Raw genomic sequence first — 26,963 nt, forward strand, 5'->3', positions numbered from 1 at the left:
TTTTCACTTGAGTGCCCGGCATAAGAAGGTGAAAACTGAGCCCAAAGCTGCGCTTTTCGCCAATTGGGGCGATTACCGCACAACTCTCCCGAAGTATCGGATGAAGCCATGACCAAAACTGCCAGTGCCGCGATTCCAGTGTTCAAGCTCTACGGTGAGAGCCAGCAATGGCCGACTCCGGATTTGTTGCACTGTGAAACCATCTCCCGGCGCAGCCGTGAGTACCAGTGGGAAATCCAGCCCCACCGGCACGCGGACTTGTGCCAGTTGTTGTACGTGCACAAGGGCCAGGCGCAGCTGGAGATCGAAGGCCAGCGCAGCACCCTGAACGAATCGACGCTGCAGGTACTGCCGCCGTTATGCGTGCATGGGTTTCGGTTTTCCGAAGACGTCGAAGGCTTTGTGGTCACCCTGGCGGCGCCGCTGATGGCGCATTTGCAAGGGCAACTGGGCGCGGCGCTGGATGGCCTGAACGCCTTGGGCAGCTATCCCGCCGGCAACGACAGTGACTACCTCAACAGCCTCTTTGCGCGCTTGCAGGACGAGTACGCCAGCGATCAACCGGCGCGGGATATGATGATGCACGCGCTGGTCAGCGTACTGCTGGTGTGGATCAGCCGCCAGGCCATTCAGCGCCGGCATCCACGGGCGCCAAGGGGCCGCGAATACTTCCGTCGGTTCACCCAGTTGGTGGAGCAGCACTATCGCGAACACCCGAAAATCGAAGACCTGGCCCACAAGCTTGGGATCTCGGTCTCACACCTGAACGGTACATGTCGGGAGTTGGGCGGGCAGCCCGCGTTGCAGATCATGCACGACCGCCAGTTGCTGGAAGCCAAGCGTCTGCTGACTTACACCAGCATGACCATCAATGAGATGTCGGAGGTTTTGGGCTTCTCCGATCCGACCAACTTCTCACGGCTGTTTCGCCGACGCGTCGGGTTCTCCCCGAAGGCGTTTCGGGAGCAATTGAAAACCGACCAGGACGCTAGCGAAGCGAACTGAAGGCGGCCATGTGGCCAACGCATTGACCATGATTGCAGCTGGAGGCGAAGCCCGGCTGCATGCGGGTCTGTTCGACGCGGTAGGCGGCAGTGCCATAGAGCGCTGTGGCGGCGGCGCACAGGGTGAAAATCATCAGGTACTTTCTTGTTTTGATCGACATGATGCTGACCTCTGACCGGATCAAGAAGGTGCTTTGATAAGCATAGGTCAGCTGAGGCAAGTCGCCATTATCGGGCGACATTCAACCTGTTTATGTCGGCTTAGAGACCGACGTCCCACACCGGCTCTTCCGGAAACCTCAGTACCAAGAAGTCCAGCAAGCTGCGCAGCGCCGCCGGCATATGCTTGCGCGAAGCGTACACCGCGTAGATGTTCATCTGCTGCGGCTCGGCCTCGGGCAACAAGCGGATCAACTCGCCACTGCGGATGTAGTCGCCCGCCTGATAACTCGGCAGCCGCGACACCCCTGCCCCCGCCAGCGTCACCCGCAATAAGGTGCTCGCCTCATTCGCACTGATATTGCCCTGCACCGGTACAGACACCGGCTCGCCGTTTTCCACGAAGTGCCACAGGCTTTTGCCGAAGTAGGAGTGGGTCAGGCAATTGTGCCGAGCCAGGTCCTGGACCCGCCGGGGCTGCGGGTGCTCCAGCAGGTAAGCGGGCGAAGCGCAGATCACCGAACGGCACAACGTGAGGCGGCGGGCGATCAGGTTGGGGTCCAGTTCAAAGCTGGTGCGGATCGCCAGGTCGATGCGTTCGTCCACCAGGTTCACCGTGCGATCGAGCATCTGCATGTCGATGCTCACCAGCGGGTAGCGCTTGACGTATTCGGCCATGGCATCGGCCAGCTGCGCCTGGCCGAAGGAAGTGCTGACACTCAGGCGCAGCAGGCCACGGGGCGCTTCGTCCGGTTCGCTGACGGCGGCCTGCATGTCGCTGCACAATTCCAGCATCTGCCGGCAACGGGGCAAGGTTTCGCTGCCGGCGGCGGTCAGGCTGAGCTTGCGGGTGGTGCGGTGCATCAGGCGCGCGCCGACCCAGTCTTCCAGCTCCGCCAGGTAGCGCGACACCACCGGGCGAGAAAGGTCCAGGTGGTCGGCCGCTGCAGACTGGCTGCCCAAGTCCACCACGGTCACAAACACGCGCATTGCTTGAAGACGATCCATGATTTGCCCGATTTTAGAAACAAACTATGTCCAAGCATCGCATTTTTTGTAGCGTTTGGTGCAACTAAGCTCTGTCCACACCTTACCGATGACTGGAGCAGCACATGTTTGGATTCTCCCCGCTCAAGCGCGTGGCCCTGGCCGCCGCCACCCTGGCCTTCGCCGCCCACGCCACGGCTGCCGACCTGACCCTGGATGCCTACAACCCGGGCGAGACCGCGATGATGCCGGTCACTTCGGTACTGGTCAGTGGCGACAAAGACGCGATCCTGGTGGACGCCCAATTCGGCAAGACCCAGGCCGAGCAACTGGTGCAAAAAATCCGCGCCAGCGGCAAGCGCCTGACTACCATCTACATCAGCCACGGTGACCCGGACTACTACTTCGGCCTCGACACCCTGACCGCCGCGTTCCCCCAGGCCAAAGTCGTGGCGCCGCAGCCGGTGGTGGACCATATCAAGGCCACCGTTGAACACAAACTGGCGTTCTGGGGCCCGAAACTGGGGGCCGACAAGCCAGCCAAAGCCGTCATCCCCCAGGTACTTGAAGGCCACAGCCTGACCCTCGAAGGCAAGCAACTGGAAGTGATCGGTCTGGACGGGCCGCAGCCGGACCGCACCTTTGTGTGGATCCCGTCGATCAAGGCCGTGGTGGGTGGTGTGGTGGTCTCCGAGAACATTCATGTGTGGATGGCCGATACGCAGACCGCGAAGTCCCACACCGATTGGCTGGCAACCCTGCAACGTATCCAGGACTTGAAACCGCACACCGTGATTCCGGGTCACTACCTGGGGACACCGTCGCTCAAATCCGTAGCGTTCACCGCCGACTACATCAAGGCGTTTGACGAAGAAACCGCCAAGGCCAAGGACTCCGCCGCCCTGATCGCGGCGATGAAAAAGCGTTACCCGAACCTGGGCGACGAAAGCACCCTGGAATTGGGCGCCAAAGTCGCCAAGGGCGAAATGCAGTGGTGAGTTGATTCACCCCTTAACCGTACTGGAGAACGTCATGAGCAAGATCGCAATCATTGGTGCCACCGGTCGTGCCGGTAGCCAACTGCTGGAAGAAGCGCTGCGTCGCGGGCACACCGTCACGGCCATCGCTCGCAATACCGACAAGATTGGCGTGCGCCCTGGGGTCACCGTCAAACAAGTGGATGCACTGGATGCCCAGGCGCTGGAACAGGCCATCCGCGGCAACGACGTGGTGATCAGCGCGGCGCACTTCGCCACCCTGCCTGCGGAAGCGGTGATCAACCCGGTGAAAAAAGCCGGCGTGAAGCGCCTGCTGGTGGTGGGCGGTGCCGGTTCGCTGCTGTTGCCAGGCGGCAGCCGAGTGATCGACAGCCCGGGCTTCCCGGAAGAATACAAAGCCGAAGCCAGCGCCGGCAGTGCCTTCCTCCACACCCTGCGCCAGGAAAAAGACCTGGACTGGACCTTCCTGTCGCCTTCGGCGGAGTTCGTCGAGACCGCACGCACCGGAAAATTCCGCCTGGGCCAGGATGAATTGCTGGTGAGCAGCGAAGGCCGCAGCTGGATCAGCTTTGCCGACTTTGCGATTGCGCTGATTGATGAAGTGGAAATGCCGAAGCATTCGCGCCAGCGGTTTACGGCCGGTTACTAAGGCTGACGCACACTAAAATGTGGGAGCGGGCTTGCTCGCGAATGCGGTGTGTCAGTCAACAGATGTATTGGCTGACCCAGCGCCTTCGCGAGCAAGCCCGCTCCCACATTTTGATCTTCATTGTGACGGCGACTGCGCCTGGCTCACCAACCAATCCATAAGCTGCTCCAACCCCGCCGAGGGCTCAGTCCCCGGCGGGTACACCAGGTAATACCCCATCCCCGTCGACACCCGCAGTTCAAACGGTGTCGCCAACCGCCCCGCCTTGAGATCCTCGCCAATCAGCGCGCTGTCGCCAATCGCCACGCCCGAGCCTTGGGACGCCACCGTCATCGCCAGATCCAGCGTTTCAAAATGATGCCCCTGGGCAAGATTGCTCAAGCGTGTATTCGCTGCCTTCAACCACAATGCCCAATCCCGTTCATCCCGCGTAGGGTGCAACAGCACCTGTTGCTGCAAGTCGGCGGGCGTGTGCAAACCACCGAGCAAGGCCGGCGAGCACACCGGTGTCAGACGCTCATCAAACAGATGCAGGGCCTGAGCCGACTGCTCGGCAATCGGCGCGTAGATCACCGCGGCATCGAACTGTTCACGGCGGAAGTCGACGGTGTAGGCCACGGTGGTGGTCAGTTCCACCGGCACGTCCGGACGCTCTTGCTGCCACTGCATCAGGCGCGGTAACAACCAGCGCATCACGCAGGTGGAAGCCTTGAGCTGCAAGGTCTCGCGGCGGGTGCCGATCTGTTCCACCGCCTCGCCGATCAGGCCGAACACCTGCTGCGCCCGCAGCGACCATTCGCGGCCCTCTTCGGTCAGGCTCAAGCCACGGGCCTGGCGCTGGAACAGCGCATAGCCCAGATGACTTTCCAGCCCGGCAATCTGCCGGCTCACCGCCCCCTGGGTGATGTGCAATTGCTCGGCGGCTCGGGTGAAGTTGCAGCACTGGGCCGTGACCCAAAAGGTGTGCAAGGCCGGCAAGGGCGGAAGGCGTTTCATAAGGGCGCAGCCATGACGTGAGGACATGGCTAGTATGACTTTTTATCGATTGTTGCCGCTACGGGCCAGCCGTTCCAATACGGGCCTTTATCAACAATAAGAGCGACGACAATGGCGACCTGCGGCGAAGTATTGGTCAACCTGCTGGAAGGCTACGGCGTGGACCAGGTGTTCGGCATCCCCGGCGTGCACACCGTGGAACTCTACCGGGGCCTGGCGCGCTCAAGCATCCGCCACGTCACCCCGCGCCACGAACAGGGCGCCGGCTTCATGGCCGACGGCTATGCGCGCACCAGTGGCAAGCCTGGCGTGTGCTTCATCATCACTGGCCCCGGCATGACCAATATCACCACCGCCATGGGCCAGGCCTACGCCGACTCGATCCCGATGCTGGTGATTTCCAGCGTGCAGTCCCGCAGCCAACTGGGCGGCGGGCGCGGCAAGCTGCATGAGCTGCCGAACCAAAGCGCGATGATCGCGGGCGTGGCGGCGTTCTCTCATACCTTGATGTCGGCGGCCGAATTACCCGGTGTGTTGGCCCGCGCGTTTGCACTGTTCCAGGCCGGGCGACCGCGCCCGGTGCATATCGAAATCCCGCTGGATGTGCTGGTGGAAAACGCCGACGCATTGCTCGGCAGCGAGCCCATCAGTGTTTCCCGCGCCGGTGCTGCGCCGTCGGCGGTCAAGCAGATGAGCCAGTTGCTGGCGGCGGCGAAACGCCCGCTGATTCTCGCCGGTGGTGGCGCCATCGAAGCAGCGCCCGAGTTGACGCAACTGGCTGAAGCCCTCGGCGCGCCAGTGGCGCTGACCATTAATGCCAAGGGCATGCTGGCCTCCAACCATCCACTGCTGATCGGCTCGACCCAAACCCTGGTCGCCACCCGCGCCCTGGTGGCCGAGGCGGACGTGGTACTGGCGATCGGTACTGAGCTGGCAGAGACCGACTACGACGTGACCTTCGCCGGCGGTTTCGACATTCCCGGCGCCCTGCTGCGCATCGACATCGATTCCGACCAGACCGTGCGCAATTACCCGCCGCAGGTCGCGCTGGTGGCTGACGCGCAAATCGCTGCGCAGGCATTGCTTGCCGAACTGGGCAACAAGTCCCTGGCCGCCCGGGACAGCGACTGGGGCGCCCACCGCGTCGCGCGCCTATGGAGCGAACTGGAACCCACCTGGGACGCCGCCGCCCGCGCGCAAACCCTGTTCCTCAACACCGTCCTGGACGAACTGCCCGACGCCGTACTGGTAGGCGACTCCACCCAACCGGTGTACACCGGCAACCTGACCCTGAACCTCGACCACCCGCGTCGCTGGTTCAACTCCTCCACCGGCTACGGCACCCTCGGCTACGCCTTGCCGGCGGCCATCGGTGCCTGGCTGGGGCGCGGCAACGGCGCGCCGGTGGTGTGCCTGATCGGCGATGGCGGCCTGCAATTCACCTTGCCGGAACTGGCCAGCGCCGTGGAAGCGCGCACGCCGGTGATCGTGTTGCTGTGGAATAACCAGGGTTATGAGGAGATCAAGAAATACATGGTCAACCGCGCCATCGAGCCGGTGGGCGTGGACATCTATACCCCGGACTTTATCGGCGTGGCCAAGGCCCTTGGCGCTGCTGCCCAGCGCATCCAGGGTGTTGAGGAATTACGCAGCGCATTGCGCGCCGCCACTGATCGCCAAGGCCCGACGCTGATTGAAATCGACCAAGGGCTTTGGATGAAGGAGGTGGCGGTATGAGCGCGGTATTGAACGGGCTGTACATCAACGGTGTTTGGCGTGCGGGCCATGACGTGCTGGACGTGATCAACCCGGCGACCGAGGCCACGCTGGCTCAAGTGAACCTAGGTGATGCAAGTGCGGTGAGCGAGGCCGTCGGTGCCGCCAGCGCTGCATTCCCGGACTGGTCGAAAAGCACCGGGCGCGACCGCGCGGCACTGCTGCGCAAGATCGCCGAGGGCGTGAGCGCCCAGCGTGAACACCTGATGCACCTGCAATCGAGCAACAACGGCAAGCCGCTGTTTGAGGCCGGGATTGATGTGGACGACGTGATCGCCACGTTTGAGTATTACGCCGGTGTGGCCGACGAAATGGATGCCAGCCAAGATCGTCCGGTGGCACTGCCCACTGAGGATTTCAGCGCCCGCGTACGCCGTGAACCCTGCGGCGTGGTGGGCCTGATCGTGCCGTGGAATTTCCCGATGGTCACCACCGCCTGGAAACTCGCCCCAGCGCTGGCGGCCGGTTGCTGCGTGGTGCTCAAGCCTTCGGAAGTGACACCGTTGGCGGAGCTGGAACTGGCCAGGATCATCGCTTCGGTGGGACTGCCCGCCGGCGTGTTCAACTTGGTCTGCGGCACTGGCCTGGCAGTGGGAGCACCCATGGCGGCTGACCCACGGATCGCGAAAATCTCCTTTACCGGTAGCAACGCCGTGGGCGTGCAGGTGATGCAACGCTCTGCAGAGACGGTCAAGGGTGTGAGCCTGGAGTTGGGCGGCAAATCCTCGTTGCTGGTGTTGGCGGACGCCGACCTCGACCTGGCCGTGGAACTGGCCTGCGGCGGTGGCTTCTTCAACGCCGGGCAGATGTGTTCCGCCACCAGCCGGGTGTTGGTAGCCGACGAATTGGCGGACGAGTTTCTGACCCGTTTGCAGGCCAGGGCCGAGAGTATTCGCGTGGCGGACCCGTTTGCCGAAGACGTGGAAATGGGCGCGCTGGTCAACCGTGCGCAGTACCAGCGGGTGCTGGGGCATATCGAGCGGGGGGTGCAAGCCGGCGCGAAGTTGCTGTGTGGTGGCGGGCGCCCGGTGGATTTGCCTCACGGGTATTTCATTCGCCCGACGGTGTTTACCGAAGTGCCGCTGGACAGCGCGTTATGGAACGAAGAAATCTTCGGCCCGGTGCTGTGCGTGCGCAGCTTTACCAGTGAAGCCGAGGCGGTGGCGCTGGCCAATGACAGCGAGTTTGGCCTGGTGGCCAGCGTGCTGAGCAGCAACCTGGAAGCGGCTGAGCGGGTAGCGAATGCGTTGCAGGTGGGCCTGGTGTGGATCAACGCGCCGCAGGTGATCTTCCCGCAAACGGCCTGGGGTGGTTACAAGCAGAGCAGCATCGGCCGAGAACTGGGGCCGTGGGGGTTGCAGGTGTTTCAGGAGATCAAGCATGTGATTCGGGCGGTGTAGAAACACTCAAGAGCACCACTGTTCCCTGTGGGAGCTGGCTTGCCTGCGATTGCGGTCTATCAGACACAGATGTGTTGCCTGACCCACCGCTATCGCAGGCAAGCCAGCTCCTACCTGTTGATTTGTGCCGTGTCAGCAGATGCATTTTTTCAATAGCCCCAACGACTTTCTCATTTGCCCCCCCTCCCCCTCGCCCGGCCTAATACTGCGCTTGTCAGTTCAAGGCTCGCCCATGGAAAACGTCCGCGCAACACCCGCCACCGCCCTTTGGCTGATGATCAGCGTCGTGCTGGTCGCTCTCAACCTGCGCCCGTCGATGGCCGCCGTCGGCCCGTTGTTGTCGTCGATTCGCGCCGATGTGGCCCTGAGTTTCAGCACCGCCTCCCTGTTGACCATGCTGCCGGTCATGGCCATGGGCCTGGCGATGTTTTTTGGCATGGGCGTGGCCAAGCGGTTCGGCGAGCATCGCAGTATTGTGCTGTCGCTGGTGGTGATCGGCCTGGCCACCGTCTCCCGGTTGTTCCTGGACTCGGCGGTTGAGCTGATCCTCAGCGCCATCGCCGCCGGCGTAGGCATCGCGATGATCCAGGCGCTGATGCCCGCCTTGATCAAGTCGCGCTTCAGCGACAACGTTTCACTGTTCATGGGCCTGTACGTCACCGCGATCATGGGCGGCGCGGCCCTGGCTGCTTCGTTCTCACCGTTCATCCAGGTGCAAACCGGCAGTTGGCGCATTGGCCTGGCGATCTGGGCGGCTCTCGCCGTGTTGGCTCTGGTGTTCTGGTACGCCCAACGCTCAGTGTTGCCGCCACTGCCCCAAGCCGGCGCAGGCCCACAGGAGTCGTTCTTCGGCAATCGCCGGGCCTGGTTGCTGGCGATCTTTTTCGGTCTCGGCACCGCCGCCTATACCTGCGTGCTGGCCTGGCTGGCGCCGTACTACGTGGAGTTGGGCTGGAGCGAGCAGAATGCCGGCCTGTTGCTTGGCTTTCTGACGGCCATGGAAGTGGTCTCCGGCCTGGTCACCCCGGCCATCGCCAACCGCCGCCAAGACAAGCGCGGCGTGGTCGCGGTGCTGCTGGTGCTGATCATCGCCGGCTTCTGCGGCCTGATCCTCAGCCCGCAACACCTGAGCCTACTGTGGCCGTGCCTGCTGGGCCTGGGGATTGGCGGGTTGTTTCCGATGAGCCTGATCCTGTCCCTCGACCACCTCGACAACCCACGCCGCGCCGGCGGCCTGACTGCCTTTGTGCAGGGCATCGGCTACTTGATCGCCGGTTTGTCGCCGCTGATTGCCGGGATGATCCGCGACCAACTGGGCAGCTTCGAGTGGGCCTGGTGGTCATTGACAGCCGTCGTCGTGGTGATGTTGCTGATCCTGCTGCGCTTCGACCCGCGGTATTACGCGCGGCATATTCGCTGACGTCGTGTTGTAAACATTATTTGTCCCACCTTAAACATAGAAAGGTCCGACAGAGCTTTCTATTGGTACGAGCGTTCCGTTAACATTTTGTATTGTCTTGTACCGAGTTCGGTACAAAGCGCTTGCGGACGGAACGGATGCTAAACAGCAACTTGCTTAGAAAGCTCGATATGCAGGACCTGATGGTGTTTGTCGCTGTTTACGACCAAAGCAGCGTGACCGACGTCTCCGAAACCCTGTTCGTCAGCCAGTCCACCGTGAGCTACAGCCTGAAGAAGCTGCGCACCAGCTTCGAAGACGAGTTGTTTATCAACACCCGGGCGGGCATGCGTCCTACGTACAAAGCGGCCACCATGTACGGGCATGTGCAGAAAATCCTCGAAAGCATCAACCTCTGCCATGCCGGCAGCCAGGCTTTCGACCCCACCCAGAAGGCCGTGACCTTCAACGTCTGCGCCCCCGAATACTTCGAACAACTGATCCTGCCGCGCCTGCTGAAAAACTTCGATCACGCCGACCTGCCGGTGATCGTCAATGTGCAGAAGCTCGAAACCGAGATCCCGGCCGACGCCTTGCGCGACGGGCGCCTGGACTTGGTGATCTGCTTCGGGCCGCACTTTCATCGCGAGCACAAGGACATCAAGACCCAGATGCTGCTGGAGGACGACCTGGTGTGCGTGTTCGACAAACAGTCGGCGCCCCGGGAACCGGCGTTCAGCCTGCAATCCTTCGTCGCCCGGCGCCATGTGTTCCCCACGCCCTGGAGTTCCGACACCAACATGATCGATGGCTGGCTGGCGCGCCAGGCTCACAAACGCCAGGTGATCGCCCGGGCCAACAGCTACAGCGCGGCGCTGAAGATGATCACCGGCACCGACTTTATCGTCACCTTGCCCCGTCGAGTGCTGAAGCTGCTGGCAGACACGAACGTGTTCGGCCATTGCGAAGCGCCGAACGGTTTGCCGGGGTTTACCCTGGATATGCAGTGGAATGAACACAGCGCGCAGGACAGCGCCAACACGTGGTTCAGGGAACAAGTGGTGAAGGTATGTGCGGATCAGGGGTTATTATGACCCCCTGTGGCGAGGGAGCTTGCTCCCTCGCCACAGAGTATTGCCCCTCAGCCGATGGTGACTTTGCTGTAGGACTCGCGATCCATATCGACCAGCAAGACACTGAGCTGCACCTGCAGGTCTGCAGGCCAATCGCCCAGGTCCTGCAGCGCTGCCAGCAGGCTTTCCGACAACTGTTTCTTGACCTGGGGTGAACGCCCGCTGAGCAGCGACAGCTTCACCGCGATAAAAGCGCGCGGGCTGATGGACGTGCCAACCTGGAATGTCTCCACCTTCAGCGCCCGGCTTTTGATATCAAACTCGGAACCGAACTGCCCGGACGCCATCAGTACGTTGTTGAGCCGCAACAAGGTTTTCTCAACGGCCAGGTCTGTGAGGTTGGCGGTGTATTCCAGATGCAGATGCGGCATGAAAGGCTCCGAGTTGTTGTAGGAAAAGAGCCATACATATAGCACGAGGCCGAGCCGAATCAGACCGCTTTCAATGTGAAACTTCGGTCAAGCTGCGCAACGAGCGGTTTTCCCAGATCGCCACGATCACCAACACCGCCGACGTCAACGCCCCCAGTACCAACGCCGAAAACACCTGCTGCAATCCCAGCGGCAGCAACACCAGCAAGATCAGCAAGCCGCCCAGGTGCGAAAACGGTGGCAACGGACGGTCGCTCATCACCCACTTGAACAGCGCACTGCCCAGCAGGAACAACCATGGGCCGGCGATGATCGCCACCACGCCCGCCTGACTGGCATGCCCCGGGTGCACCAGCACCAGTTCGTCGGCCACGGCGCTGACGATAATCCCGGCGACGATCAATACATGCAGGTAGGTGTAGGCAATCCGCGCCTGGCGGCCCGGGTCGGCGGAGCTGGCGATGCGATGGTGGGCACGCTCGGCGCCGCTGTCGAAATAGATCCACCACAGGGCGATGCTGCCCACTACCGCCACCAGGAAGGCCGCCAGCCCGTCCACGCTCCAGGGCAATTCAGCGAAGGTCGCGCCAGTCACCAGCAACGACTCACCCAAGGCGATGATCACAAACAGGCCGCAGCGTTCGGCCATGTGGTTGCCTTCCACATTCCAGTCTGTAAGCGTCGAGGGCCCAAGCCCCGGCACCCAGAAATACACCGACGGAGAAATCAATTCGATCAACAGCGCCAGGGCCCAGAAGGCCAAACGCTGTTCACCTTCGAGCAGCGCGCCGGTGATCCAGAACACCCCGGAAAACAGCATCCACGCCAGGATCCGCTGGAAATTGCGGGTCATGTTCAGGGGCTCGCCGCGCACCGCCCACAGGGCAAACAGCGTGCGTCCTACCTGCATGAACACATAGGCACCGGCGAACAACAGGCCGCGGTCGGTAAACGCCTTGGGGATCGACGAGGACAGCAGCAGGCCCGCCACCATCAAGCCGAACAGGCCGATGCGGATCGGGATTTTTTCCGGGTCCAGCCAGTTGGTGACCCACGAAGTGAAGATCCACACCCACCACACCGCGACCATCATCAGCGCCACCTGCACCGCGCCGCTGATGGACAAGTGGGCGAGCAGCGAATGGGACAACTGGGTCACGGCAAATACGAACACCAGGTCGAAAAACAGCTCGACCATGCCAACCTTGCCGCTGTCATGACTGCCGCGCCCACGCAGCAAGGATCGGGATGGGGTCATGGGTGGATCTCCCTGAAAGGCCTATCTCAAGATTTGGGGGCGACTACCGGCAGCATGTCCCGCTCGCTCATGAACGCCTCCAGCCGCGAACGCATCCAGCGTTCCGCCGGGTCGGTGTCCACGTGGCTGAGCCAGACCATCGACAAGTCCAGGGTCGGGGTTTCGAACGGGAACGGCTCACAGAACAGATTGCCCCCGGCGGCCATGGCCTGGGCGGTGTAGTCCGGCAGGCTGGCGATCATGTCGGTGCCGGCGAGCAGCGCCGGCAATGCGCTGTATTGCGGCACCGAGAGCACCACGTGGCGCTTGCGACCGATTTCCGCCAGCCACTCATCGGCAAACCCGGACACGTTGGCGGTGTGGGACACCAGCACATGGGGCCGTGCGCAATATTCGTCGAGGGTCAGGGGTTTGTCCGAGGCATCCGCCCGCAGCAGGCACGGGCGGATATGCCGCAATAGTTTGCGCTTGGCATTGGCCGGCAGGCCGCGGGTCTGGGTGATGCCGACGGTGATATCGCCGGAGGCCAGCAGGTCCGGGATGCGCCAGTAATCCACATGCTGCACCACGAACACCACCAGCGGCGCTTCCTGGCGCAAGGCCCGCAGCAGCGGCGGCAGCAGGCCAAACTCGACGTCATCGGACAGGCCGATGCGAAAGGTCATGGTGCTGATGGACGGGTCAAAATCGTGGGTCAGGCTCAGGGCCGACGACAAGGAATCGAGAGCCGGCGACAGGTGCTTGATGATTTCCTCGGCCCGCGCGGTGGGCTCCATGCGGTGGCCGACGCGAATAAACAACGGGTCATTGAACAATGTGCGCAGGCGGTTGAGGGCCGAACTGATGGTGGGTTGGCCGAGAAACAGCTTCTCCGCCACCCGGGTCACATTGCGCTCGAGCATCAAGGTTTCAAAGACCACCATCAAGTTGATGTCGGCCTTGCGTAATTCATTGCGATTCATCGGCGCTCGCCCCACTGCCCTGGATAAGCCGCAGTTTAGAAACACCCGGGGCCCTGCGTCTATGCGCACACTGTTCAACACGGGCCTTTGGGACTATAAAGCAGCTTCCAAGGCTTGCGAGAACACCATCGTGCTGGTCATTTCTGCCTTGAGCGTCCTGGTTGCCGGGATTTTGCTCTGGGCTATCAAATTCATCGCTCATCCCACCGCCAGGACACTGTTACGGGTATTTGTCGGTTTATGCCTGGCGGCCGTCGTGGCTTACCTGGTGCTGGCTTCCGGGTTTCCGACCTCATTGCTGGTGTGATCGGGCTCCTGTCCCTGGCGCAAACGCAAGGCGGCCAACGCGGCCACCACCAGCACCACGGCAATCACTTTCAAACCATTCATGGCGTTACCAGTGCTCATTTCGATCGCGCCCATCACCGACGGCCCGACAAACCCGCCGAGCAATCCGCAGGCGTTGACGAAGCCCAGCCCGCCCGCCAGCGCCACGCCCTTGAGGCGCGAAGCCGGGTAGAGAAAGATGATCGACTGCACCACAAAGAACATCACCGCCGACACACAGAAGCCCAGCAGGCTGAACACCGGCCCCGACACCGAGGCAATCCCCAACCCCAACGCCATGGTCAGCAATCCGGTAATCAACAGCCGCCGGGCACGGGTGGGCGTGGTCGCAAAACGCGGCAGCAACACCGCTCCGGCTGCGGCTGCGATCCACGGCAATGACGTCAGCAAGCCGACGCTCATGGTGCTCAATTCACCGTATTTGCTGATGATGCTCGGCAGGAAAAAGATCACGGTGTAAATGGTGATCTGATGGCAAAAGTATACAAAGATCGCCAGCAGAATCTGCGGGGTCAACCAGTTCTTCAGGGAATGCCCACCCTCGCCTGCGCCCTCTTCGGTCTCCATCGCGATGCGCTGTTCAATCCCGCGCGCCTCTTCGGCCGAGAGCCACGCCGCCTTGCTCGGACGATCCGGCAACTTGCACCACACCACCCAGGCAAATGCCACTGCCGGCAAGCCTTCGAGCAGGAACATCCACTGCCAGCCGTGCCAGCCGAGGATGCCGTCCATGCGCATCAACGCCGCGCCCACCGGGCCGCCGATGATGTTGGCAAAACACACGCCGAGCAGGAAATACCCGGTGGCCCGCGCCCGTTGCTCGCGGTTGAACCAGTAGGTGAGGTACAGCATCACCCCGGGAAACAGGCCGGCTTCGGCAATGCCCAGCAGCAGGCGCAGGATATAGAACGAGGTCTCGCCCTGGACGAACGCCATGGCCGCCGAAATCAGGCCCCAGGTCACCATGATCCGGGCAATCCAGAACCGCGCGCCGACCTTGTGCATGATCAGGTTGCTGGGGATTTCCGACAGCGCATAGGTCAGGAAGAACAACCCCGCACCCAGGCCGTAAGCCGCCGCTGAAATCCCCAGGTCAACGTCCAGGTGATGCTTGGCCAGAGCGATATTGGTGCGGTCCAGAAAGCTCAGCACGTAGGCGATGATCAGCAAGGGCATCAACTTGACGAACATCAGTTTGTTCAACTCCCGTGGTTCACGGGCAGTGTTGGCAGTCTTCATCGGGCACTTCCTCTTGGCGCCCCGCCAGCGCAGCGGCTGGGGGGCACATCGGTGTTGTTCTAGGGTTCGAGTTGCGCAACCAGCGCCGGCGGGCGATGGGAAAACAGTTGCAGCAGCGCCCCGCCCAGGGCACAGCCGGCCATCACGAAGAAGCACACCGTGTAGCCGTGCAAGGTGGTCCAGCCGCCGCCCATGGCAATCAGGCTGCCCATCAGCACCGGGGCCAGGCCGCCGCCGATAAACATCGCGGTGGTGATGATGCCGTTGGCGGTGGAGGTCGCCGACGGCTCGGCCGAGTCGCAGGCCACCGCGTAGTAGATCGGCCACACCGCGTTGGCCACCAGGCCGAACAGCAGTTGCACGACGATGATCAGGGTCAGGGTGTTGGCGAAGTAGAACGCACCGACACTGGCGGCCATCCACACCCCGCAGATGATCAGGGTGACGCGCCGGCCAATGATGTCCGACAGCGACGGCCACACCAGCTGCCCGAGAATCCCGGTCAAGGTGAACACCACGCTCATCCCCGCCGACTCGGCCAGGGACAGCCCGGCGATGTTGTACAGGTAGGCCGGCAACACGATGTTGACGCCCATGTACACCACCTGGGTCAGCATCGTATTACCCGCCGTCAGGGCGATATTGCGGTTGCGCAACGTGGCGATAAAGGTGCGCCAGGCATGGCCCTTCACTTGGCTGGCGGGTGCGTTGTCCGGCGGGGTCATGCCCTTGGCGGCAATGTCGACGTACAGCGCGGTGATGCGTTCGGCGGTGGAGTAACGCGCCCAGAAAATCATCAGCGGCAACGCCACCACAAACGCGAAGAAGAACACGTAGCGCCAGTTGTCTTCACCAAAGGTGCTGATGACAAAGCTGGCGACGATGCCACTGAGCATGGCGCCAATCGGGTAACCCGTATGGTGCGCGCCAAGGGCAAAACCACGACGCTCCACCGGCCACCATTCGGCGGTGTTGCTCACGCCCACCGGCTCGCCCCAGCCTGCGCCGAGGTTGACGCCAACCCGCAGCGCAATAAAGGTCGCGAGGTTGCCGCTCAGGGCCTTGAACCCGGAGAGGAACGAAATAGCCGTGTAGCCCAGCACCAGCGGCACCTGGAACCGCGCGCGCTTCCAGCCACCGCCGTAGCGGTCACTCCACATGGAGCCGGGGATATCCAGCAGGGCCAGGGCCAGCATGATCACCGTGGCCATGGTGCCCCACTGGTCGGCCGACAAATCGAAATGCTTGGAGATGGTCGGCCCCAGACGCAACACGATCTCACGGTCGTAGGCGTTGAGGATCCAGATCATCCAGCACACCAGCAGCGACACCCAGGAGTGCCGGTGAATACTGCGCAGCGAGGCTTTTTTCAAGGTTGCCATGGGTTTCTCCAGGCGCGCGAGGGCGCGCACTGACACAAGGTTGCGAAAGGAAAGTGCCTTGTTAAAAAAACGCGCTAGCTGGCGAACCGTCGCTCGGCTATTCCTTGCACGCCCAGCCCGGTGATCGCAAAAAGCGCCCCGCGCTGCTGACCATCGGCCGGGAAACGCGGCAACGGTGGCTTGGCCATGGAGGTGACAAACAGAGTGTCCAGGTTCGGCCCGCCAAAGGTCAGGCTGGTGACCTTTTTCACCGGCATCTGGATCATCCGGTCGACCTGGCCATCAGGTGTATAGCGCACCAGTTTTCCGGCGTAGACCAGCGCCTGCCACAGGCAGCCTTCGGCATCCACGGTGCAGCCGTCGGCGACGCCACCGCTGCTGGTGTCGACCATGGCGAAGGTGCGTCGATTGCTCACCGCCCCCGTGGCGAGGTCGTAGTCATAGGCCCAGATCTCGCCGGACCAGGTGTCGCAAAAGTAGAAGGTGTCACCCGATGGGCTCCAGCACGGGCCGTTGGACACGATGATGCCTTCGTCCAGGGTGTGCAGGCTCAGGTCCGCGTCGAGGCGGTAGAGTTTGGCGCTGGCGCTGTCTTCCAGGGTGTCCATGGAGCCGAAGACGAAACGCCCTTGGCGGTCGACCTTGCCGTCATTGAGGCGGTTATTGGGCAGTTCCGGTTCCGGGTCGATGACCCGCTTCAGTTCGCCGCTGTTCAAGTCGAGGAGGTGCACGCCGTTTTGCAGGGCGACGATGGCTTGCTCGCCGCTCTGCCGCAGGGCCATGGAGCCGATTTTCTGGCCCACGTCCCAGGCGCGCAGTTCGCGGCCATCCTCGGTGCAGCGCAGGATCCGGCCGTCGGCGCTGTCGATCCAGTACAACCGTTGTTGCTCGACGTCCCACACCGGGCCCTCGCCCAGGGTGGTCTTCACGTCCACAAGCACTTCGATACGCATGGTGTTATCCCCTTTTTTGTTGTTGTGCGGGATGGACATGGCCGCGCCGTGACGCGGCCGGTTTATCGCTTAGAAGTTGACCTGGTCGCGCCCTTTCAGCCCGAGGATTTCCCGCGCTTCATCCGGCGTGGCGACCCGGTGGCCGAGGGCTTGAATCACCGTGCGAATGCGCCGTACCTGGTCGGCGTTGGACGCGGCCAGTTTGCCCGGGCCATCCCACAGCGAATCTTCCAGGCCGACCCGGGCGTTGCTGCCCATGGACAGGCCCATGGTGGCCAACGGAATTTGCCCACGGCCGGCGCCGAGGATCGACCACACGTAGCCGTCGCCAAACAGCCGGTCGGCGGTACGGCGCATATGGGCCAGGTCTTCCGGGTGGCCGCCGATGCCGCCGCGCAAACCGAATACCGACTGGATAAACAGCGGCGGCTTGAGCAGGCCGCGCTCCAGGAAATGGGCGGCTGTGTACAGGTGGCCGATGTCGTAGCACTCGATTTCAAATCGGGTGCGGTTTTCGGCACAGGAATTGAGGATGTGGGTAATGTCGCGGAAGGTGTTGCGGAAGATCCGGTCGTCACTTTCTTCCAGGTACGGACGCTCCCAGTCGTGCTTGAACTCGGTGAAGCGGTTGAGCATTTCGTACAGGCCGAAGTTCATCGAGCCCATGTTCAGCGAGGCCAGTTCCGGCTTGAACTGCATCACCGGTTGCAGGCGCTCTTCGACGCCCATGGTCGGCGCGCCGCCAGTGGTGATGTTGATCACCACGTCGCTGGCGGCTTTGATCTGCGGCAAAAATTCGGCGAACAGCGCAGGGTCCTGGCTGGGACGGCCATCGATGGGATCACGGGCATGCAGGTGGACAATCGCGGCGCCGGCTTCGGCGGCACCGATGGCGGCGTCGGCAATTTCCTGCGCGGTGATCGGCAAATGCGGCGACATCGACGGCGTATGGATGGCACCGGTGACGGCACAGGTGATGATGACAGGACGATTTTTGGACATGACGATTCTCCGACTTTTATTCTTATGAAAAAAAATCCCGGGTGTGGCTTGTGTGTTCTTCCTTGGCTAAACGCTGACGCGGCCTACAGGTACTCGACGTTACCGTCGACACTGATCGCTTGGCCGGTGACATTGCGGGCGGCGGGCGAGCAGAGAAACAAGGCCATGGCCGCGACGTCTTCGGCGGTGACCATGCGCTTGAGGGAGATCTTGTTGAGGTATTCCTGGCGCATCTCGGCTTCCGGTACGCCGACCTGCTCGGCACGGGCGCGGATCACGCCGTCCATGCGCGGGCCTTCGACGATGCCGGGCAGCAAGGCGTTGACGCGGATGTCGCTTTCGCCCAGTTCCGAGGCCAGGGATTTCATCAGGCCGACGATGGCCCATTTGGTCGCGGCATACGGCGTGCGCCAGGCGTAGCCAAGACGGCCCGCAACCGAGGCGATATGCAGCAGATGGCCGTGGGACGATTCCTTGAGCATCGGCACTGCGTGATGGGCAAAGCGGTATTGCGCCGTCAGGTTGATGTTGATCGTGGCTTGCCACTCGGCATCGCTGATGGCGTCGATGCCGCCGGTGGGACCGGCAATCCCGGCATTGTTGACCAACACATCCAGCCCGCCAAATTGCTCGCGCTGCACCTGGAACACCGCCTCGATCTGCGCGGCATCACTCACGTCGGCACGGGTGGCAACAGTGCCTGGGTACTTGTCGCGAAACGCCGCCAGGGCCGGTTCGCTGATATCACACACATGCACCTTGGCGCCCGCCTCCAGATAGGCCGCCGCCAACACTTCACCGATACCGGCAGCCCCGCCGGAAATCAACACACGTAACCCAGGATAGGGCTGCAGCCGCTGTAGGACACTCATGCACGTTTACCTCCTGAAACAGACGACCGCGAACGGTCGTTCTTGACGAGCAGGCGCGCCAGGGAATCGGCGGCCTGCATGATGTCATCGGTCACGGCAGCGCGGGCGCCGGCGCCATCGCGGGCGGCCAGGGCTTCGACGATGCGCGTATGCGCCTCCATCGAGCGCTGCAAGTGAGCTTTGTCGGGAGCGACCAGGGCAAAACACGGGCCCATGTGCAGCCAGAAGTTTTCCACGGCGGCCATGGTCAATTCGGCTTGGGCCACGGCATAAATCCGACGGTGAAAGGCGAAGTTGGTCCACAGGTAGCGGGAAACGTCGACTTCGTCGGCGGCCTGTTGCATCTGTTGGCAGAGGTCGGAGATTTCGTCGAGGTCGGCTTTTTCCAGGAGCAATACGGCCTTTTCTGCCAGCAAACCTTCCAGGGCGACCCGCGCATCGCGGATTTCCCGCAGGCGTTCGACCGTCATCATGCGTACCCGCAGACGGGAGGTTTCGGTGACTTCAAAGGCGTTTTCGGCGCTGAGGCGCTGGAGGGCTTCGCGCACCGGCATGGGGCTGGAGCCGAGGGCTTCGGCGAGGCCGCGGATGGTGAGTTTCTGGCCGGGCTGGAAACGACCACTCATCAAGGCTTCGCGGATCTGGCGATAGACCTGGTCTTGCAAGGTATCGCGGGACACCTGGCGCAAGGTGGGAAGGAGAAGCGGGCCATCTGTCATGAGTCAAAACCTGTGTTGTCGTTCTTATGGCTCCAATATGTGATCACAAATCAAATATGTCAAATAGTTTCCCGTTGACGGTATCGACGACGCTGACTCTAATGAGCCCTTTCTCCAGCAAGGACCGCTGAACCATGAAATTTGCCTACACCATCGTCTACGTCCCGGACGTCGCTGCATCTCTGCAATTCTTCGAAAAAGCCTTCGGCTTCAGTCGCCGTTTCCTGCATGAATCGGGGACCTATGGCGAGTTGGATACCGGTGATACCACCCTCTCTTTTGCAGCGCATGAGTTGGGCGAGATGAACTTCAAGGGCGGGCATGTGGAGGCGCATGCTTCACGCCAGCCGCTGGGGATGGAGTTGGGATTCGTAACTGAGGATGTGCCAAAGGCCCACGCCAGAGCGCTGGCCGAGGGTGCGACAGAACTCTCGGAGCCGAGCACCAAGCCTTGGGGTCAGGTGGTGTCTTATGTGCGTTGCCCGGATGGCACGCTGGTGGAGTTGTGTACGCCGATTCAGTGAATCGTAATGTGGCGACGGAGCTTGCTCCCGCTGGAGTGCGGAGCACTCCCTGGATATGCGGTCTGCTTCGCAGCCCAACGGGAGCAAGCACCCTCGCCACAGCAAGCTCCCTCGCCACAATGAAATGCCTGCATCAAGGCCTGAGCGGGCGCTCCTGATCGCGCTCGGAAAGCTCCGTGCCATCGTCCGGATGCTTCCAGGTCTGCGGTTTTTCTTCCTCGCGAAGCTTCCTCGCCCGCTCCTGCTCCAGCTCTTCGCGCTGCTTCTGCTCGTTACTCATACCCACCTCCCGTCCGTAAGAATTGGACACACTGGGCAAGCATAGATGAGGGAGCGGTTTTGTGTGCATCCGGCAATTGATAACCACGGCGCATCAATACATGTAAACAACTCACTTATCATTTCCAAATGTGTCAGCCACTATCCGCGGTCTTAAGCGAAACAAGCACTTTAAAAAGAACGCTGGAGACACAAAAAAATGCAAAACCCTTCTCGGCCTGACTCTGCCCGCTCCAAAGTCGGCGCGGTCTTTCGCGTCACCTCCGGCAACTTTCTCGAACAGTTCGACTTCTTTCTGTTCGGTTTCTATGCCACCTATATCGCCGCCGCCTTCTTCCCTGCCGCTAATGAATTTGCGTCATTAATGATGACCTTCGCCGTGTTCGGCGCGGGCTTTTTGATGCGTCCGCTGGGCGCAATCATCCTCGGCGCATACATCGATGATGTGGGCCGTCGCAAAGGCTTGATCGTGACCCTGGCGATCATGGCCAGCGGCACCCTGCTGATCGTGCTGGTGCCGGGCTATCACACCATTGGTTTGTGGGCACCGCTGCTGGTGTTGATGGGCCGCTTGTTGCAAGGTTTCTCGGCCGGTGCCGAACTGGGCGGTGTGTCGGTGTACCTGGCCGAAATGGCCACACCGGGCCGCAAGGGCTTCTACACCAGTTGGCAATCGGGTAGCCAGCAGATCTCCATCGTGGTCGCGGCCGCCCTGGGTTATGGCCTGAACCAGTGGATGGAACCGGCCGTGGTTGCCGATTGGGGCTGGCGCATTCCGTTCGCCATCGGCTGCGTGATCATCCCGTTCATCTTCGTCCTGCGCCGCAACCTGCAGGAAACCGAAGAGTTCGCCAACCGCAAGCACCGCCCCACCATGCGCGAAGTACTGGCCACCCTGGTGAAGAACTGGACCATCGTAATCGGCGGCATGATGATGGTGGCGATGACCACCACTGCCTTCTACCTGATCACCGTGTATGCGCCGACCTTCGGCAAGACCGTGCTTAACCTGACCACCTCCGACGCCCTGCTGGTGACCTTGCTGGTAGCCGTGTCGAACTTCATCTGGCTGCCCATCGGCGGCACCCTCAGTGACCGTTTTGGCCGCAAGCCGGTGCTGATCGCCATGACTACCCTGACCGTGCTGACCGCCTACCCGGCACTTTCCTACGTGGTCAACGCGCCAAGCTTCGCGCACATGCTGGAAACCCTGCTGTGGTTCTCCTTCCTCTACGGCATGTACAACGGCGCCATGATCCCGGCCCTGACCGAAATCATGCCGGTGGAAGTGCGTGTGGCGGGCTTCTCCCTGGCCTACAGCTTGGCGACCGCCATTTTCGGTGGTTTTACCCCGGCGATTTCCACGTGGTTTATCCACGAGACGGGCGACAAGGCATCGCCGGCCTACTGGCTGATGTTCGCCGCACTGTGCGCCCTGTGCGCGACGTTCGCACTGTATCGCCGTGCCAGCGCCCGTCTGCAAGTTGCCTGAGGAGTCACGCTGATGAACCCCCTATTGAAAACACTGGTGGCACTGGCGATCGGTTCCCTGGGGATGGTCGCCCACGCTGAAGAGCTGAAAGTCATGACCTCCGGCGGCTTCACCGCTGCCTACAAGGTGCTGGGTGCGCAATATGCCACCCAGAGCGGCGATACCCTCGACACCATCCTCGGCCCGTCGATGGGCAAGGCGCCGGAAGCGATTCCCAACCGCCTGGCCCGTGGCGAACACGCCGACGTGGTGATCATGGTCGGCTACGCCCTGGACGACCTGATCAAGCAAGGCAAGGTCGACAAAGCGTCCCGCGTTGAACTGGCGGATTCGCGCATCGGCCTGGTGGTCAAGGAAGGCGCAACCAAGCCTTCGATTGCCACCGACGCCGAACTGAAGACGGTGCTGACCAACGCCAAATCCGTCGCGTATTCGGACAGCGCCAGCGGCGTCTACGTCGAAAAGGAACTGTTCAAGAAGCTCGGCATGCCGTCCAAAGGCACCATGATCGAACGCATCCCGGTGGCCTCACAGGTGGCCAAGGGTGATTACGAAGTAGGCTTGCAACAAGTGTCCGAACTGCTGCCGATTCCTGGCGTGACTTACGTCGGAAAAATCCCGGAAGACGTGCAGTCCGTCACCCGTTTTGCCGCCGGCATTCCGGTGAACGCCGAACACCCGGCGCAGGCGAAAAAGCTTCTGCAATTCCTCGCCTCGCCCCAGGCACAACCGGTGGTGCAATCTACCGGCCTGGATTCGGTCTCACACTGACCGGAACGGCATCTCCCGCGTCAACCGCTCCAGTTCCAGTGCCGCCGGCGTCAACGTACGCCCGCGGCGCTTGATCAGCCCCACGTTGCGCACCACCTCCGGCTCCACCAGCGGCACGCTCGTCAGAATCGGATGCTTCCCGCCCGGCATTGCAATCGACGGGACCATCGCCACCCCCAACCCCGCCTCCACCAGCCCGATCATCGTGGTCACGTGATGGGTTTCGCAGATGCTTTGCTTCTTCACCCGCACCCCGCGCAGGGCCTGGTCGAGCAAGAAGCGATTGCCTGAGGTCTTGTCCACAGTGATGTAGTCGTGCTCGTACGCCTCGACCCACGTCACACTGGCACGGTCCGCCAGTGGATGATCCCGGCGACAGGCCAGCACATATCGCTCCTGCAACAACAACTCGAACTCCACGCCGTCCGCCAGGCTGCCGCTGAAACTCACGCCGAAATCCGCCTCGCCACTTTCCACCGTCGCACACACCTCGCCCGCACTCGCGTCCAATACCCGCAGACGAATCTTCGGATAGAGCTTGTGGAATTCGGAGATCACGTGGGGCATGAAGTAGTACGCCGTAGACGGCACACAGGCGATGGTGACATTGCCCATACGGGTTGAAGCCACGTTACTGATGCCCATCAGGGCGATGTCCAGGTCATCGAGCATGCGCTCGACCTGCGGCAGGAAGGCACGGCCAACCATGGTCAGGCTGACCCGGCGCGTGGTGCGTTCAAAGAGTTTGACGTCGAGGGCGGATTCGAGCTTCTCGATACGCCGGCTGAGGGCCGGCTGGGAGATACGGATGGCTTCGGCCGCCGCACGGAAACTGCCCTTGTCTACGACGGCGCGGAAGGCTTGGAGGTCGTTGAGGTCGAAGTTGATGATCACGGGGGCAGCCATTGGTTGAGCAGATGTGGCGGGCATTATCGTATGGGGGCTGGCGGGATGCTATTGGCGCGGGCCACATACTCGCTCTCTGCTTGGTTCAGGAGATGCCAACTGCTCACACTGGTCAGTTACCGCTTGCAACACGCCCAGCGTTGAGTAGGATTAAATCCTACCCAGCAAAAGCGGACGCTACCATGCGCTCAACCCAGCAAATGAGCATCACCTTGCCGATTGAGATGGCCGCACTCGTCAAAGCCAAAGTGAGCACTGGCGAATATGCCAGTGAAAGTGAAGTCATACGCGACGGGCTGCGAATCTTGCTGGCACGTGACCGAGCAATGGAAAACTGGCTTCAGGATCAAGTGATTCCAGCAGCCGTCGCCCTCAAGGCCGATCCAGACAGCGCGCTGTCTGCCGCTCAGGTCCGCGAACACATGGCAGCCAAACGCCAACAGAAAGGCAACCGTAAGTCGTGACCTACACGGTAGCTTTTTCACCCAAGGCAGTAACGCAACTCGAAGAACTTGAAGACTATATCACCCAGGCCGGCTCACCCGTCATCGCTGCGCGCTATGTAGATGCCATCATCACTTACTGCGAAAACCTGTCTCTTTTTCCTCTGCGCGGCATCAGCCGTGAAGACGTGTTACCCACTCTACGTACCACTCACTATCGGCACACCACCATCATCGCTTTTACAGTAGATGCCGACACTGAAACGGTATCGATTCTAGGGGTGTTCTACGGAGGGCAAGATTACGCAGCCCTCTTGCAGAACGAGGACAACGGTTAACTTCGGCTCCAATCGTTCTATTCACGAATAGCTACCGGTAACGCAATCAATGGATGAAACAATAAAAAGGACTTCCAGCCCTGCGCCTCTCTATCGAGCGCCTCGAGCGGGGTTGTGGCTCCTGGGTTTGCTCTGCCTTGCAGCTTTGGGCTTCTTCGCCTGGCAAAGCTTCTACCCGGTCAGCGCAGCCGAAGACTGGAGTGTTCATGTCGTCCACCGCGACGTAGCAAAGGCCGCATCACTGATGCCGATGCCCGACGGTTCGCTGATGGTGAGCCAGGAATTGAGCGATGGGCTTGGCAGTATCGTACGCATCTTGCCCGACGGAAAACGCGAGCTGGTTGTAGGAAAACTATCCAAGCCCGATGGCATGGTCGCCACTCAGGGCGGTTGGGTGTTCAGCCAGGAAGTGGACGGCGCGCCGGTCAGCTTCCTCAAGGACGGCGTCGTCACCGAGCTGTTCAGGGGAGACAGCGTGCAAGGGTTGTGGGACGACGGTGAGTACCTCTACGCCATTGAAGACCGCAAGGTAGCTGCCCGGATCCTGCGCTATCGTTGGAGCGACAAGACACTGAGCGTCGTGCGTGACCAACTCAGCGAAGGCGAGTCGATTGTTCGCTGTACGGATGGGCGCATGCTCTATACGGAAAAGAAGAAGGGCGTGGTCCGAGAGCTGACCAACGACGCTAGCGACCCGGTGGTACTGAGCCAACTGAACAAACCCACCTTCCTGATGTGCGATGAACGCGGGTTATGGATCAACGAAGATTCCACACACCGAGCGCGTTTGTTGTTGATCGACAAGCAAGGACGCCAGCAGACGATTCTGTCTTTCCTGAAGGCGCCACAGTCGATTGTGCGTACGACGAAGGGAACGTACCTGGTGGCCGAAGGTGGCCGTGACCGTATCCTGGAATTGGTGCCGTCCGTGGCACGGGTAGACCCCGTTACAGCTGAAACCGCGCCACCGCCTCATTGAGCGACACCGCTAACCGCGCCAGCTCATGGCTCGACCCATTGATCTGTCCCGCGCCCGAGGACGACTGCGCAGACAGGTCACGAATATTGACGATGTTGCGGTCCACTTCCTTCGCCACCTGGGCCTGCTCCTCGGCGGCGCTGGCGATGACCAGGTTGCGCTGGTGAATCTGATCGATGGAGTCGGTGATCTGGCTCAATGCGCCACCGGCGCCTTCGGCCAGGATCAAGGTTTTACTGGCCCGCTGGGTGCTCGATTGCATTGAGGTCAGTGCCTCGCTGGAGCCACTGCGCATCGCGGTCACCATCTGGTCGATTTCCAGGGTCGATTGCTGGGTGCGATGGGCCAGCGCACGCACTTCGTCGGCCACCACTGCAAAGCCACGCCCGGACTCACCGGCACGCGCCGCCTCGATGGCGGCGTTCAGCGCCAGCAAATTGGTCTGCTCGGCAATAGAGCGAATCACGTCCAGCACCTTGCCGATGTCCCGCGACTGATCGGCGAGGTTTTGCACCAGGCTCGAGGTTTCGCCGATGTTGGTGCTCAGCGCCTGAATCGCGCTGACCGTTTCACCGACGCGCTGCTGGCCGTCGCGGGCCGTTTCATTGGAGAGTCGGGTGGATTCGGAGGTGGAAACGGCATTACGCGCCACCTCATCGGCGGCCGAAGTCATCTCATTGACGGCGGTGGCGGCTTGCTCGATTTCAGCGGTCTGCTTTTGCAGGCTGCGGCTGCTCTGGTCGGTGATGCCGTTGAGGTCGGTGGCCGAGGCCGCCATCTGCCCGGCCGACTGGCGAATCAACTGCAAGGTACCGCGCAGGTTGCCTTGCATACTCTGCAATGCCACGAGCAGGCGCGTCACTTCGTCGTCGCCGGTGACTTCAACGGTCTGGGTCAGGTCGCCCCGAGCGACGTTTTCCGCGGCACGCACGGCGTGGCTCAGCGGGCCAACGATGCTACGTGTCAGCAACCACGCCAAGGCCACCGTGCTCAACGCCGCCAGCAGCACGAAGCCGAAGACCATCGTGCGTGAGCGGCTGTACTGCGCCTGCGCCGTCTGGCCCTGCAGGTTTATCTGGGCGTTGTAGTAGTCGGCCAGGGCATTGAGCTGATTGCCGGAACCGTCGACCACGGTTTTCATGTCCACCAGCAGCAACTTGTTCAGCTCGGTGGTCTGCTGCTTGTCGGCGAGGATGAATGACTGAGTGAGACCTTGCTGATACTGACGCAGGGAGACCTGGAACTGATCATAAAGATTGCGTACCTCGGGGGTATCAATCACCGCATTCAGGTCGGCCAGTTTCTTCGTCAGATCCTGGCTGCGGGTGTCCATCTGGCTACGGTATTGCGAGAGGCTCGCCGGGTTGGGATCAAGGGCCATGCGCAGGGAAATGGTGCGGATGCGCAGCATGATTTCGCGAATGTCCGAGACCAGGCGCATCTTCGGCACCAGGCCACTTTCAACTTGCACGGCACTTTCGCGGATGTTCGCCATGTTCGAGAGCGCAAAGAACCCGAGCAGCGCCACGAGCAAGGCAATCAAGGCAAAACCGAGACCCGCGCGGCGGGCAATGGACAGGCTGCGAAGCGACATGGCGATTGTTCTCATTATTGGCATACGACA

The 26,963-nt window shown here is 61.6% G+C and carries 29 protein-coding genes and 1 pseudogene; 14 read left to right on the forward strand and 16 right to left on the reverse strand.

The window, feature by feature from the left end; all coding sequences use genetic code 11:
- Nucleotides 1-108 precede the first annotated feature (108 nt).
- The gene (locus BLU46_RS08735) at nucleotides 109-1,005 is read left to right on the forward strand and encodes a helix-turn-helix domain-containing protein (protein ID WP_063032560.1); all 897 of its coding nucleotides are present in this window, start codon (nucleotides 109-111) and stop codon (nucleotides 1,003-1,005) included.
- Here the strand turns inward: BLU46_RS08735 and BLU46_RS08740 are convergent.
- Together BLU46_RS08740 and BLU46_RS08745 are read right to left on the reverse strand one after the other, a co-directional pair.
- Nucleotides 989-1,246 (reverse strand): hypothetical protein, encoded by a 258-nt coding sequence (locus BLU46_RS08740; protein ID WP_063032562.1) that lies wholly within the window; start codon nucleotides 1,244-1,246, stop codon nucleotides 989-991. The genes BLU46_RS08735 and BLU46_RS08740 overlap by 17 nt on opposite strands.
- Before the next feature lie 19 nt (nucleotides 1,247-1,265).
- Nucleotides 1,266-2,171, reverse strand: a complete 906-nt coding sequence (locus BLU46_RS08745) for a LysR family transcriptional regulator (protein WP_093200699.1) — start codon at nucleotides 2,169-2,171, stop codon at nucleotides 1,266-1,268.
- Between the two features lie 104 nt (nucleotides 2,172-2,275).
- On the opposite strand from BLU46_RS08745, the gene BLU46_RS08750 reads away from it, so the two are divergent.
- A complete protein-coding gene (locus BLU46_RS08750; protein WP_093200707.1) occupies nucleotides 2,276-3,148 on the forward strand; it encodes an MBL fold metallo-hydrolase in 873 nt (290 codons plus the stop codon).
- A 34-nt stretch (nucleotides 3,149-3,182) separates the two neighbouring features.
- Nucleotides 3,183-3,797: an NAD(P)-dependent oxidoreductase gene (locus BLU46_RS08755; RefSeq protein ID WP_093200710.1), complete on the forward strand. Its 615-nt coding sequence runs from the start codon at nucleotides 3,183-3,185 to the stop codon at nucleotides 3,795-3,797.
- A gap of 117 nt (nucleotides 3,798-3,914) precedes the next feature.
- Here BLU46_RS08755 and BLU46_RS08760 read toward each other — a convergent pair whose 3' ends face one another.
- Nucleotides 3,915-4,793 (reverse strand): LysR substrate-binding domain-containing protein, encoded by an 879-nt coding sequence (locus tag BLU46_RS08760; RefSeq protein ID WP_093200713.1) that lies wholly within the window; start codon nucleotides 4,791-4,793, stop codon nucleotides 3,915-3,917.
- 111 nt (nucleotides 4,794-4,904) lie between these two features.
- On the opposite strand from BLU46_RS08760, the gene BLU46_RS08765 reads away from it, so the two are divergent.
- The 4 genes from BLU46_RS08765 (at nucleotide 4,905) to BLU46_RS08780 (ending at nucleotide 10,462) form a co-directional block, all read left to right on the forward strand.
- Nucleotides 4,905-6,530, forward strand: a complete 1,626-nt coding sequence (locus BLU46_RS08765; protein WP_093200716.1) for a 5-guanidino-2-oxopentanoate decarboxylase — start codon at nucleotides 4,905-4,907, stop codon at nucleotides 6,528-6,530.
- The gene (locus BLU46_RS08770; protein ID WP_093200718.1) at nucleotides 6,527-7,969 is read left to right on the forward strand and encodes an aldehyde dehydrogenase family protein; all 1,443 of its coding nucleotides are present in this window, start codon (nucleotides 6,527-6,529) and stop codon (nucleotides 7,967-7,969) included. Before BLU46_RS08765 ends, BLU46_RS08770 begins: the two co-directional genes overlap by 4 nt.
- A 232-nt stretch (nucleotides 7,970-8,201) precedes the next feature.
- Entirely contained in the window at nucleotides 8,202-9,389 is a 1,188-nt protein-coding gene (locus BLU46_RS08775; protein ID WP_093200721.1) for a cyanate transporter, read from the forward strand.
- Nucleotides 9,390-9,526: 137 nt separating this feature from the next.
- The gene (locus BLU46_RS08780) at nucleotides 9,527-10,462 is read left to right on the forward strand and encodes a LysR family transcriptional regulator (RefSeq protein ID WP_063032578.1); all 936 of its coding nucleotides are present in this window, start codon (nucleotides 9,527-9,529) and stop codon (nucleotides 10,460-10,462) included.
- Nucleotides 10,463-10,509: 47 nt separating this feature from the next.
- Here BLU46_RS08780 and BLU46_RS08785 read toward each other — a convergent pair whose 3' ends face one another.
- From BLU46_RS08785 to BLU46_RS08795, 3 genes are all read right to left on the reverse strand, one after another.
- Nucleotides 10,510-10,872, reverse strand: a complete 363-nt coding sequence (locus BLU46_RS08785; RefSeq protein ID WP_063032580.1) for a 5-carboxymethyl-2-hydroxymuconate Delta-isomerase — start codon at nucleotides 10,870-10,872, stop codon at nucleotides 10,510-10,512.
- 70 nt (nucleotides 10,873-10,942) lie between these two features.
- Nucleotides 10,943-12,130 (reverse strand): low temperature requirement protein A, encoded by a 1,188-nt coding sequence (locus tag BLU46_RS08790; RefSeq protein ID WP_093200725.1) that lies wholly within the window; start codon nucleotides 12,128-12,130, stop codon nucleotides 10,943-10,945.
- A 26-nt stretch (nucleotides 12,131-12,156) separates the two neighbouring features.
- The gene (locus BLU46_RS08795; protein ID WP_063032584.1) at nucleotides 12,157-13,092 is read right to left on the reverse strand and encodes a LysR substrate-binding domain-containing protein; all 936 of its coding nucleotides are present in this window, start codon (nucleotides 13,090-13,092) and stop codon (nucleotides 12,157-12,159) included.
- Nucleotides 13,093-13,153: 61 nt separating this feature from the next.
- Here BLU46_RS08795 and BLU46_RS32830 point away from each other — a divergent pair, with 61 nt between their 5' ends.
- Nucleotides 13,154-13,399: a hypothetical protein gene (locus tag BLU46_RS32830; protein WP_023659101.1), complete on the forward strand. Its 246-nt coding sequence runs from the start codon at nucleotides 13,154-13,156 to the stop codon at nucleotides 13,397-13,399.
- Here the strand turns inward: BLU46_RS32830 and BLU46_RS08800 are convergent.
- The 6 genes from BLU46_RS08800 to BLU46_RS08825 form a co-directional block, all read right to left on the reverse strand.
- Entirely contained in the window at nucleotides 13,354-14,679 is a 1,326-nt protein-coding gene (locus BLU46_RS08800) for an MFS transporter (protein ID WP_093200728.1), read from the reverse strand. The two genes, BLU46_RS32830 and BLU46_RS08800, sit on opposite strands and share 46 nt — an antisense overlap.
- A 59-nt stretch (nucleotides 14,680-14,738) precedes the next feature.
- A complete protein-coding gene (locus BLU46_RS08805) occupies nucleotides 14,739-16,061 on the reverse strand; it encodes an MFS transporter (RefSeq protein ID WP_003211904.1) in 1,323 nt (440 codons plus the stop codon).
- 74 nt (nucleotides 16,062-16,135) lie between these two features.
- Nucleotides 16,136-17,014 carry an SMP-30/gluconolactonase/LRE family protein gene (locus tag BLU46_RS08810; protein WP_093210142.1) on the reverse strand — a complete coding sequence of 293 codons (879 nt, stop codon included), beginning with the start codon at nucleotides 17,012-17,014 and terminating at the stop codon, nucleotides 16,136-16,138.
- Between the two features lie 69 nt (nucleotides 17,015-17,083).
- Nucleotides 17,084-18,016 carry a BKACE family enzyme gene (locus tag BLU46_RS08815; RefSeq protein WP_093200731.1) on the reverse strand — a complete coding sequence of 311 codons (933 nt, stop codon included), beginning with the start codon at nucleotides 18,014-18,016 and terminating at the stop codon, nucleotides 17,084-17,086.
- Between the two features lie 83 nt (nucleotides 18,017-18,099).
- Nucleotides 18,100-18,888 (reverse strand): SDR family oxidoreductase, encoded by a 789-nt coding sequence (locus tag BLU46_RS08820; protein ID WP_017479221.1) that lies wholly within the window; start codon nucleotides 18,886-18,888, stop codon nucleotides 18,100-18,102.
- On the reverse strand, nucleotides 18,885-19,607 hold the full coding sequence (locus tag BLU46_RS08825; protein WP_003211913.1) for a GntR family transcriptional regulator: 723 nt from the start codon (nucleotides 19,605-19,607) through the stop codon (nucleotides 18,885-18,887). Before BLU46_RS08825 ends, BLU46_RS08820 begins: the two co-directional genes overlap by 4 nt.
- 134 nt (nucleotides 19,608-19,741) lie before the next feature.
- Here BLU46_RS08825 and BLU46_RS08830 point away from each other — a divergent pair, with 134 nt between their 5' ends.
- The gene (locus BLU46_RS08830) at nucleotides 19,742-20,131 is read left to right on the forward strand and encodes a VOC family protein (RefSeq protein ID WP_093200734.1); all 390 of its coding nucleotides are present in this window, start codon (nucleotides 19,742-19,744) and stop codon (nucleotides 20,129-20,131) included.
- A 133-nt stretch (nucleotides 20,132-20,264) separates the two neighbouring features.
- Here BLU46_RS08830 and BLU46_RS33050 read toward each other — a convergent pair whose 3' ends face one another.
- Nucleotides 20,265-20,411, reverse strand: a complete 147-nt coding sequence (locus BLU46_RS33050; protein ID WP_003211914.1) for a hypothetical protein — start codon at nucleotides 20,409-20,411, stop codon at nucleotides 20,265-20,267.
- 198 nt (nucleotides 20,412-20,609) lie between these two features.
- Here BLU46_RS33050 and tcuC point away from each other — a divergent pair, with 198 nt between their 5' ends.
- Both tcuC and BLU46_RS08840 read left to right on the forward strand, forming a co-directional pair.
- Nucleotides 20,610-21,902, forward strand: coding sequence for an MFS transporter (tcuC, locus tag BLU46_RS08835; RefSeq protein ID WP_010176562.1), 1,293 nt, complete (start codon nucleotides 20,610-20,612; stop codon nucleotides 21,900-21,902).
- A 12-nt stretch (nucleotides 21,903-21,914) separates the two neighbouring features.
- On the forward strand, nucleotides 21,915-22,673 hold the full coding sequence (locus tag BLU46_RS08840) for a substrate-binding domain-containing protein (RefSeq protein ID WP_063032592.1): 759 nt from the start codon (nucleotides 21,915-21,917) through the stop codon (nucleotides 22,671-22,673).
- On the opposite strand, the gene BLU46_RS08845 is transcribed toward BLU46_RS08840, so the two are convergent.
- Nucleotides 22,665-23,567, reverse strand: a complete 903-nt coding sequence (locus BLU46_RS08845; RefSeq protein ID WP_093210143.1) for a LysR family transcriptional regulator — start codon at nucleotides 23,565-23,567, stop codon at nucleotides 22,665-22,667. The genes BLU46_RS08840 and BLU46_RS08845 overlap by 9 nt on opposite strands.
- A gap of 194 nt (nucleotides 23,568-23,761) precedes the next feature.
- Here BLU46_RS08845 and BLU46_RS08850 point away from each other — a divergent pair, with 194 nt between their 5' ends.
- From BLU46_RS08850 to BLU46_RS08860, 3 genes are all read left to right on the forward strand, one after another.
- Complete coding sequence (locus BLU46_RS08850; RefSeq protein ID WP_063032594.1) at nucleotides 23,762-24,043, forward strand: ribbon-helix-helix domain-containing protein; 282 nt, start codon at nucleotides 23,762-23,764, stop codon at nucleotides 24,041-24,043.
- Entirely contained in the window at nucleotides 24,040-24,360 is a 321-nt protein-coding gene (locus BLU46_RS08855; protein ID WP_063032596.1) for a type II toxin-antitoxin system RelE/ParE family toxin, read from the forward strand. The genes BLU46_RS08850 and BLU46_RS08855 overlap by 4 nt, the downstream gene beginning before the upstream one ends.
- A gap of 127 nt (nucleotides 24,361-24,487) precedes the next feature.
- Complete coding sequence (locus BLU46_RS08860) at nucleotides 24,488-25,339, forward strand: SMP-30/gluconolactonase/LRE family protein (protein ID WP_063034043.1); 852 nt, start codon at nucleotides 24,488-24,490, stop codon at nucleotides 25,337-25,339.
- Here BLU46_RS08860 and BLU46_RS33495 read toward each other — a convergent pair.
- A complete protein-coding gene (locus BLU46_RS33495) occupies nucleotides 25,308-26,171 on the reverse strand; it encodes a methyl-accepting chemotaxis protein (protein ID WP_408003275.1) in 864 nt (287 codons plus the stop codon). The genes BLU46_RS08860 and BLU46_RS33495 overlap by 32 nt on opposite strands.
- Nucleotides 26,166-26,957, reverse strand: a pseudogene (locus BLU46_RS33500) (MCP four helix bundle domain-containing protein); the annotation flags it as partial. The gene BLU46_RS33495 and the pseudogene BLU46_RS33500, both read right to left, overlap by 6 nt.
- Nucleotides 26,958-26,963: the final 6 nt, after the last annotated feature.

This window comes from Pseudomonas yamanorum (assembly GCF_900105735.1).
Classification (GTDB): domain Bacteria; phylum Pseudomonadota; class Gammaproteobacteria; order Pseudomonadales; family Pseudomonadaceae; genus Aquipseudomonas; species Aquipseudomonas yamanorum.

Coding starts and splice junctions, on each gene's coding strand:
- BLU46_RS08825 (WP_003211913.1), bottom strand. CDS start 19,607: ATGACAGATGGCCCGCTTCTCCTTCCCACCTTGCGCCAGGTGTCCCGC.
- BLU46_RS08745 (WP_093200699.1), bottom strand. CDS start 2,171: ATGGATCGTCTTCAAGCAATGCGCGTGTTTGTGACCGTGGTGGACTTG.
- BLU46_RS08830 (WP_093200734.1), top strand. CDS start 19,742: ATGAAATTTGCCTACACCATCGTCTACGTCCCGGACGTCGCTGCATCT.
- BLU46_RS08735 (WP_063032560.1), top strand. CDS start 109: ATGACCAAAACTGCCAGTGCCGCGATTCCAGTGTTCAAGCTCTACGGT.
- BLU46_RS08765 (WP_093200716.1), top strand. CDS start 4,905: ATGGCGACCTGCGGCGAAGTATTGGTCAACCTGCTGGAAGGCTACGGC.
- BLU46_RS08780 (WP_063032578.1), top strand. CDS start 9,527: ATGCTAAACAGCAACTTGCTTAGAAAGCTCGATATGCAGGACCTGATG.
- BLU46_RS08785 (WP_063032580.1), bottom strand. CDS start 10,872: ATGCCGCATCTGCATCTGGAATACACCGCCAACCTCACAGACCTGGCC.
- BLU46_RS08790 (WP_093200725.1), bottom strand. CDS start 12,130: ATGACCCCATCCCGATCCTTGCTGCGTGGGCGCGGCAGTCATGACAGC.
- BLU46_RS08820 (WP_017479221.1), bottom strand. CDS start 18,888: ATGAGTGTCCTACAGCGGCTGCAGCCCTATCCTGGGTTACGTGTGTTG.
- BLU46_RS08740 (WP_063032562.1), bottom strand. CDS start 1,246: ATGTCGCCCGATAATGGCGACTTGCCTCAGCTGACCTATGCTTATCAA.
- BLU46_RS33495 (WP_408003275.1), bottom strand. CDS start 26,171: ATGCAAGGCAACCTGCGCGGTACCTTGCAGTTGATTCGCCAGTCGGCC.
- BLU46_RS33050 (WP_003211914.1), bottom strand. CDS start 20,411: ATGAGTAACGAGCAGAAGCAGCGCGAAGAGCTGGAGCAGGAGCGGGCG.
- BLU46_RS08755 (WP_093200710.1), top strand. CDS start 3,183: ATGAGCAAGATCGCAATCATTGGTGCCACCGGTCGTGCCGGTAGCCAA.
- BLU46_RS08815 (WP_093200731.1), bottom strand. CDS start 18,016: ATGTCCAAAAATCGTCCTGTCATCATCACCTGTGCCGTCACCGGTGCC.
- BLU46_RS08770 (WP_093200718.1), top strand. CDS start 6,527: ATGAGCGCGGTATTGAACGGGCTGTACATCAACGGTGTTTGGCGTGCG.
- BLU46_RS08750 (WP_093200707.1), top strand. CDS start 2,276: ATGTTTGGATTCTCCCCGCTCAAGCGCGTGGCCCTGGCCGCCGCCACC.
- BLU46_RS08800 (WP_093200728.1), bottom strand. CDS start 14,679: ATGAAGACTGCCAACACTGCCCGTGAACCACGGGAGTTGAACAAACTG.
- BLU46_RS08810 (WP_093210142.1), bottom strand. CDS start 17,014: ATGCGTATCGAAGTGCTTGTGGACGTGAAGACCACCCTGGGCGAGGGC.
- tcuC (WP_010176562.1), top strand. CDS start 20,610: ATGCAAAACCCTTCTCGGCCTGACTCTGCCCGCTCCAAAGTCGGCGCG.
- BLU46_RS08775 (WP_093200721.1), top strand. CDS start 8,202: ATGGAAAACGTCCGCGCAACACCCGCCACCGCCCTTTGGCTGATGATC.
- BLU46_RS08760 (WP_093200713.1), bottom strand. CDS start 4,793: ATGAAACGCCTTCCGCCCTTGCCGGCCTTGCACACCTTTTGGGTCACG.
- BLU46_RS32830 (WP_023659101.1), top strand. CDS start 13,154: ATGCGCACACTGTTCAACACGGGCCTTTGGGACTATAAAGCAGCTTCC.
- BLU46_RS08850 (WP_063032594.1), top strand. CDS start 23,762: ATGCGCTCAACCCAGCAAATGAGCATCACCTTGCCGATTGAGATGGCC.
- BLU46_RS08840 (WP_063032592.1), top strand. CDS start 21,915: ATGAACCCCCTATTGAAAACACTGGTGGCACTGGCGATCGGTTCCCTG.
- BLU46_RS08805 (WP_003211904.1), bottom strand. CDS start 16,061: ATGGCAACCTTGAAAAAAGCCTCGCTGCGCAGTATTCACCGGCACTCC.
- BLU46_RS08795 (WP_063032584.1), bottom strand. CDS start 13,092: ATGAATCGCAATGAATTACGCAAGGCCGACATCAACTTGATGGTGGTC.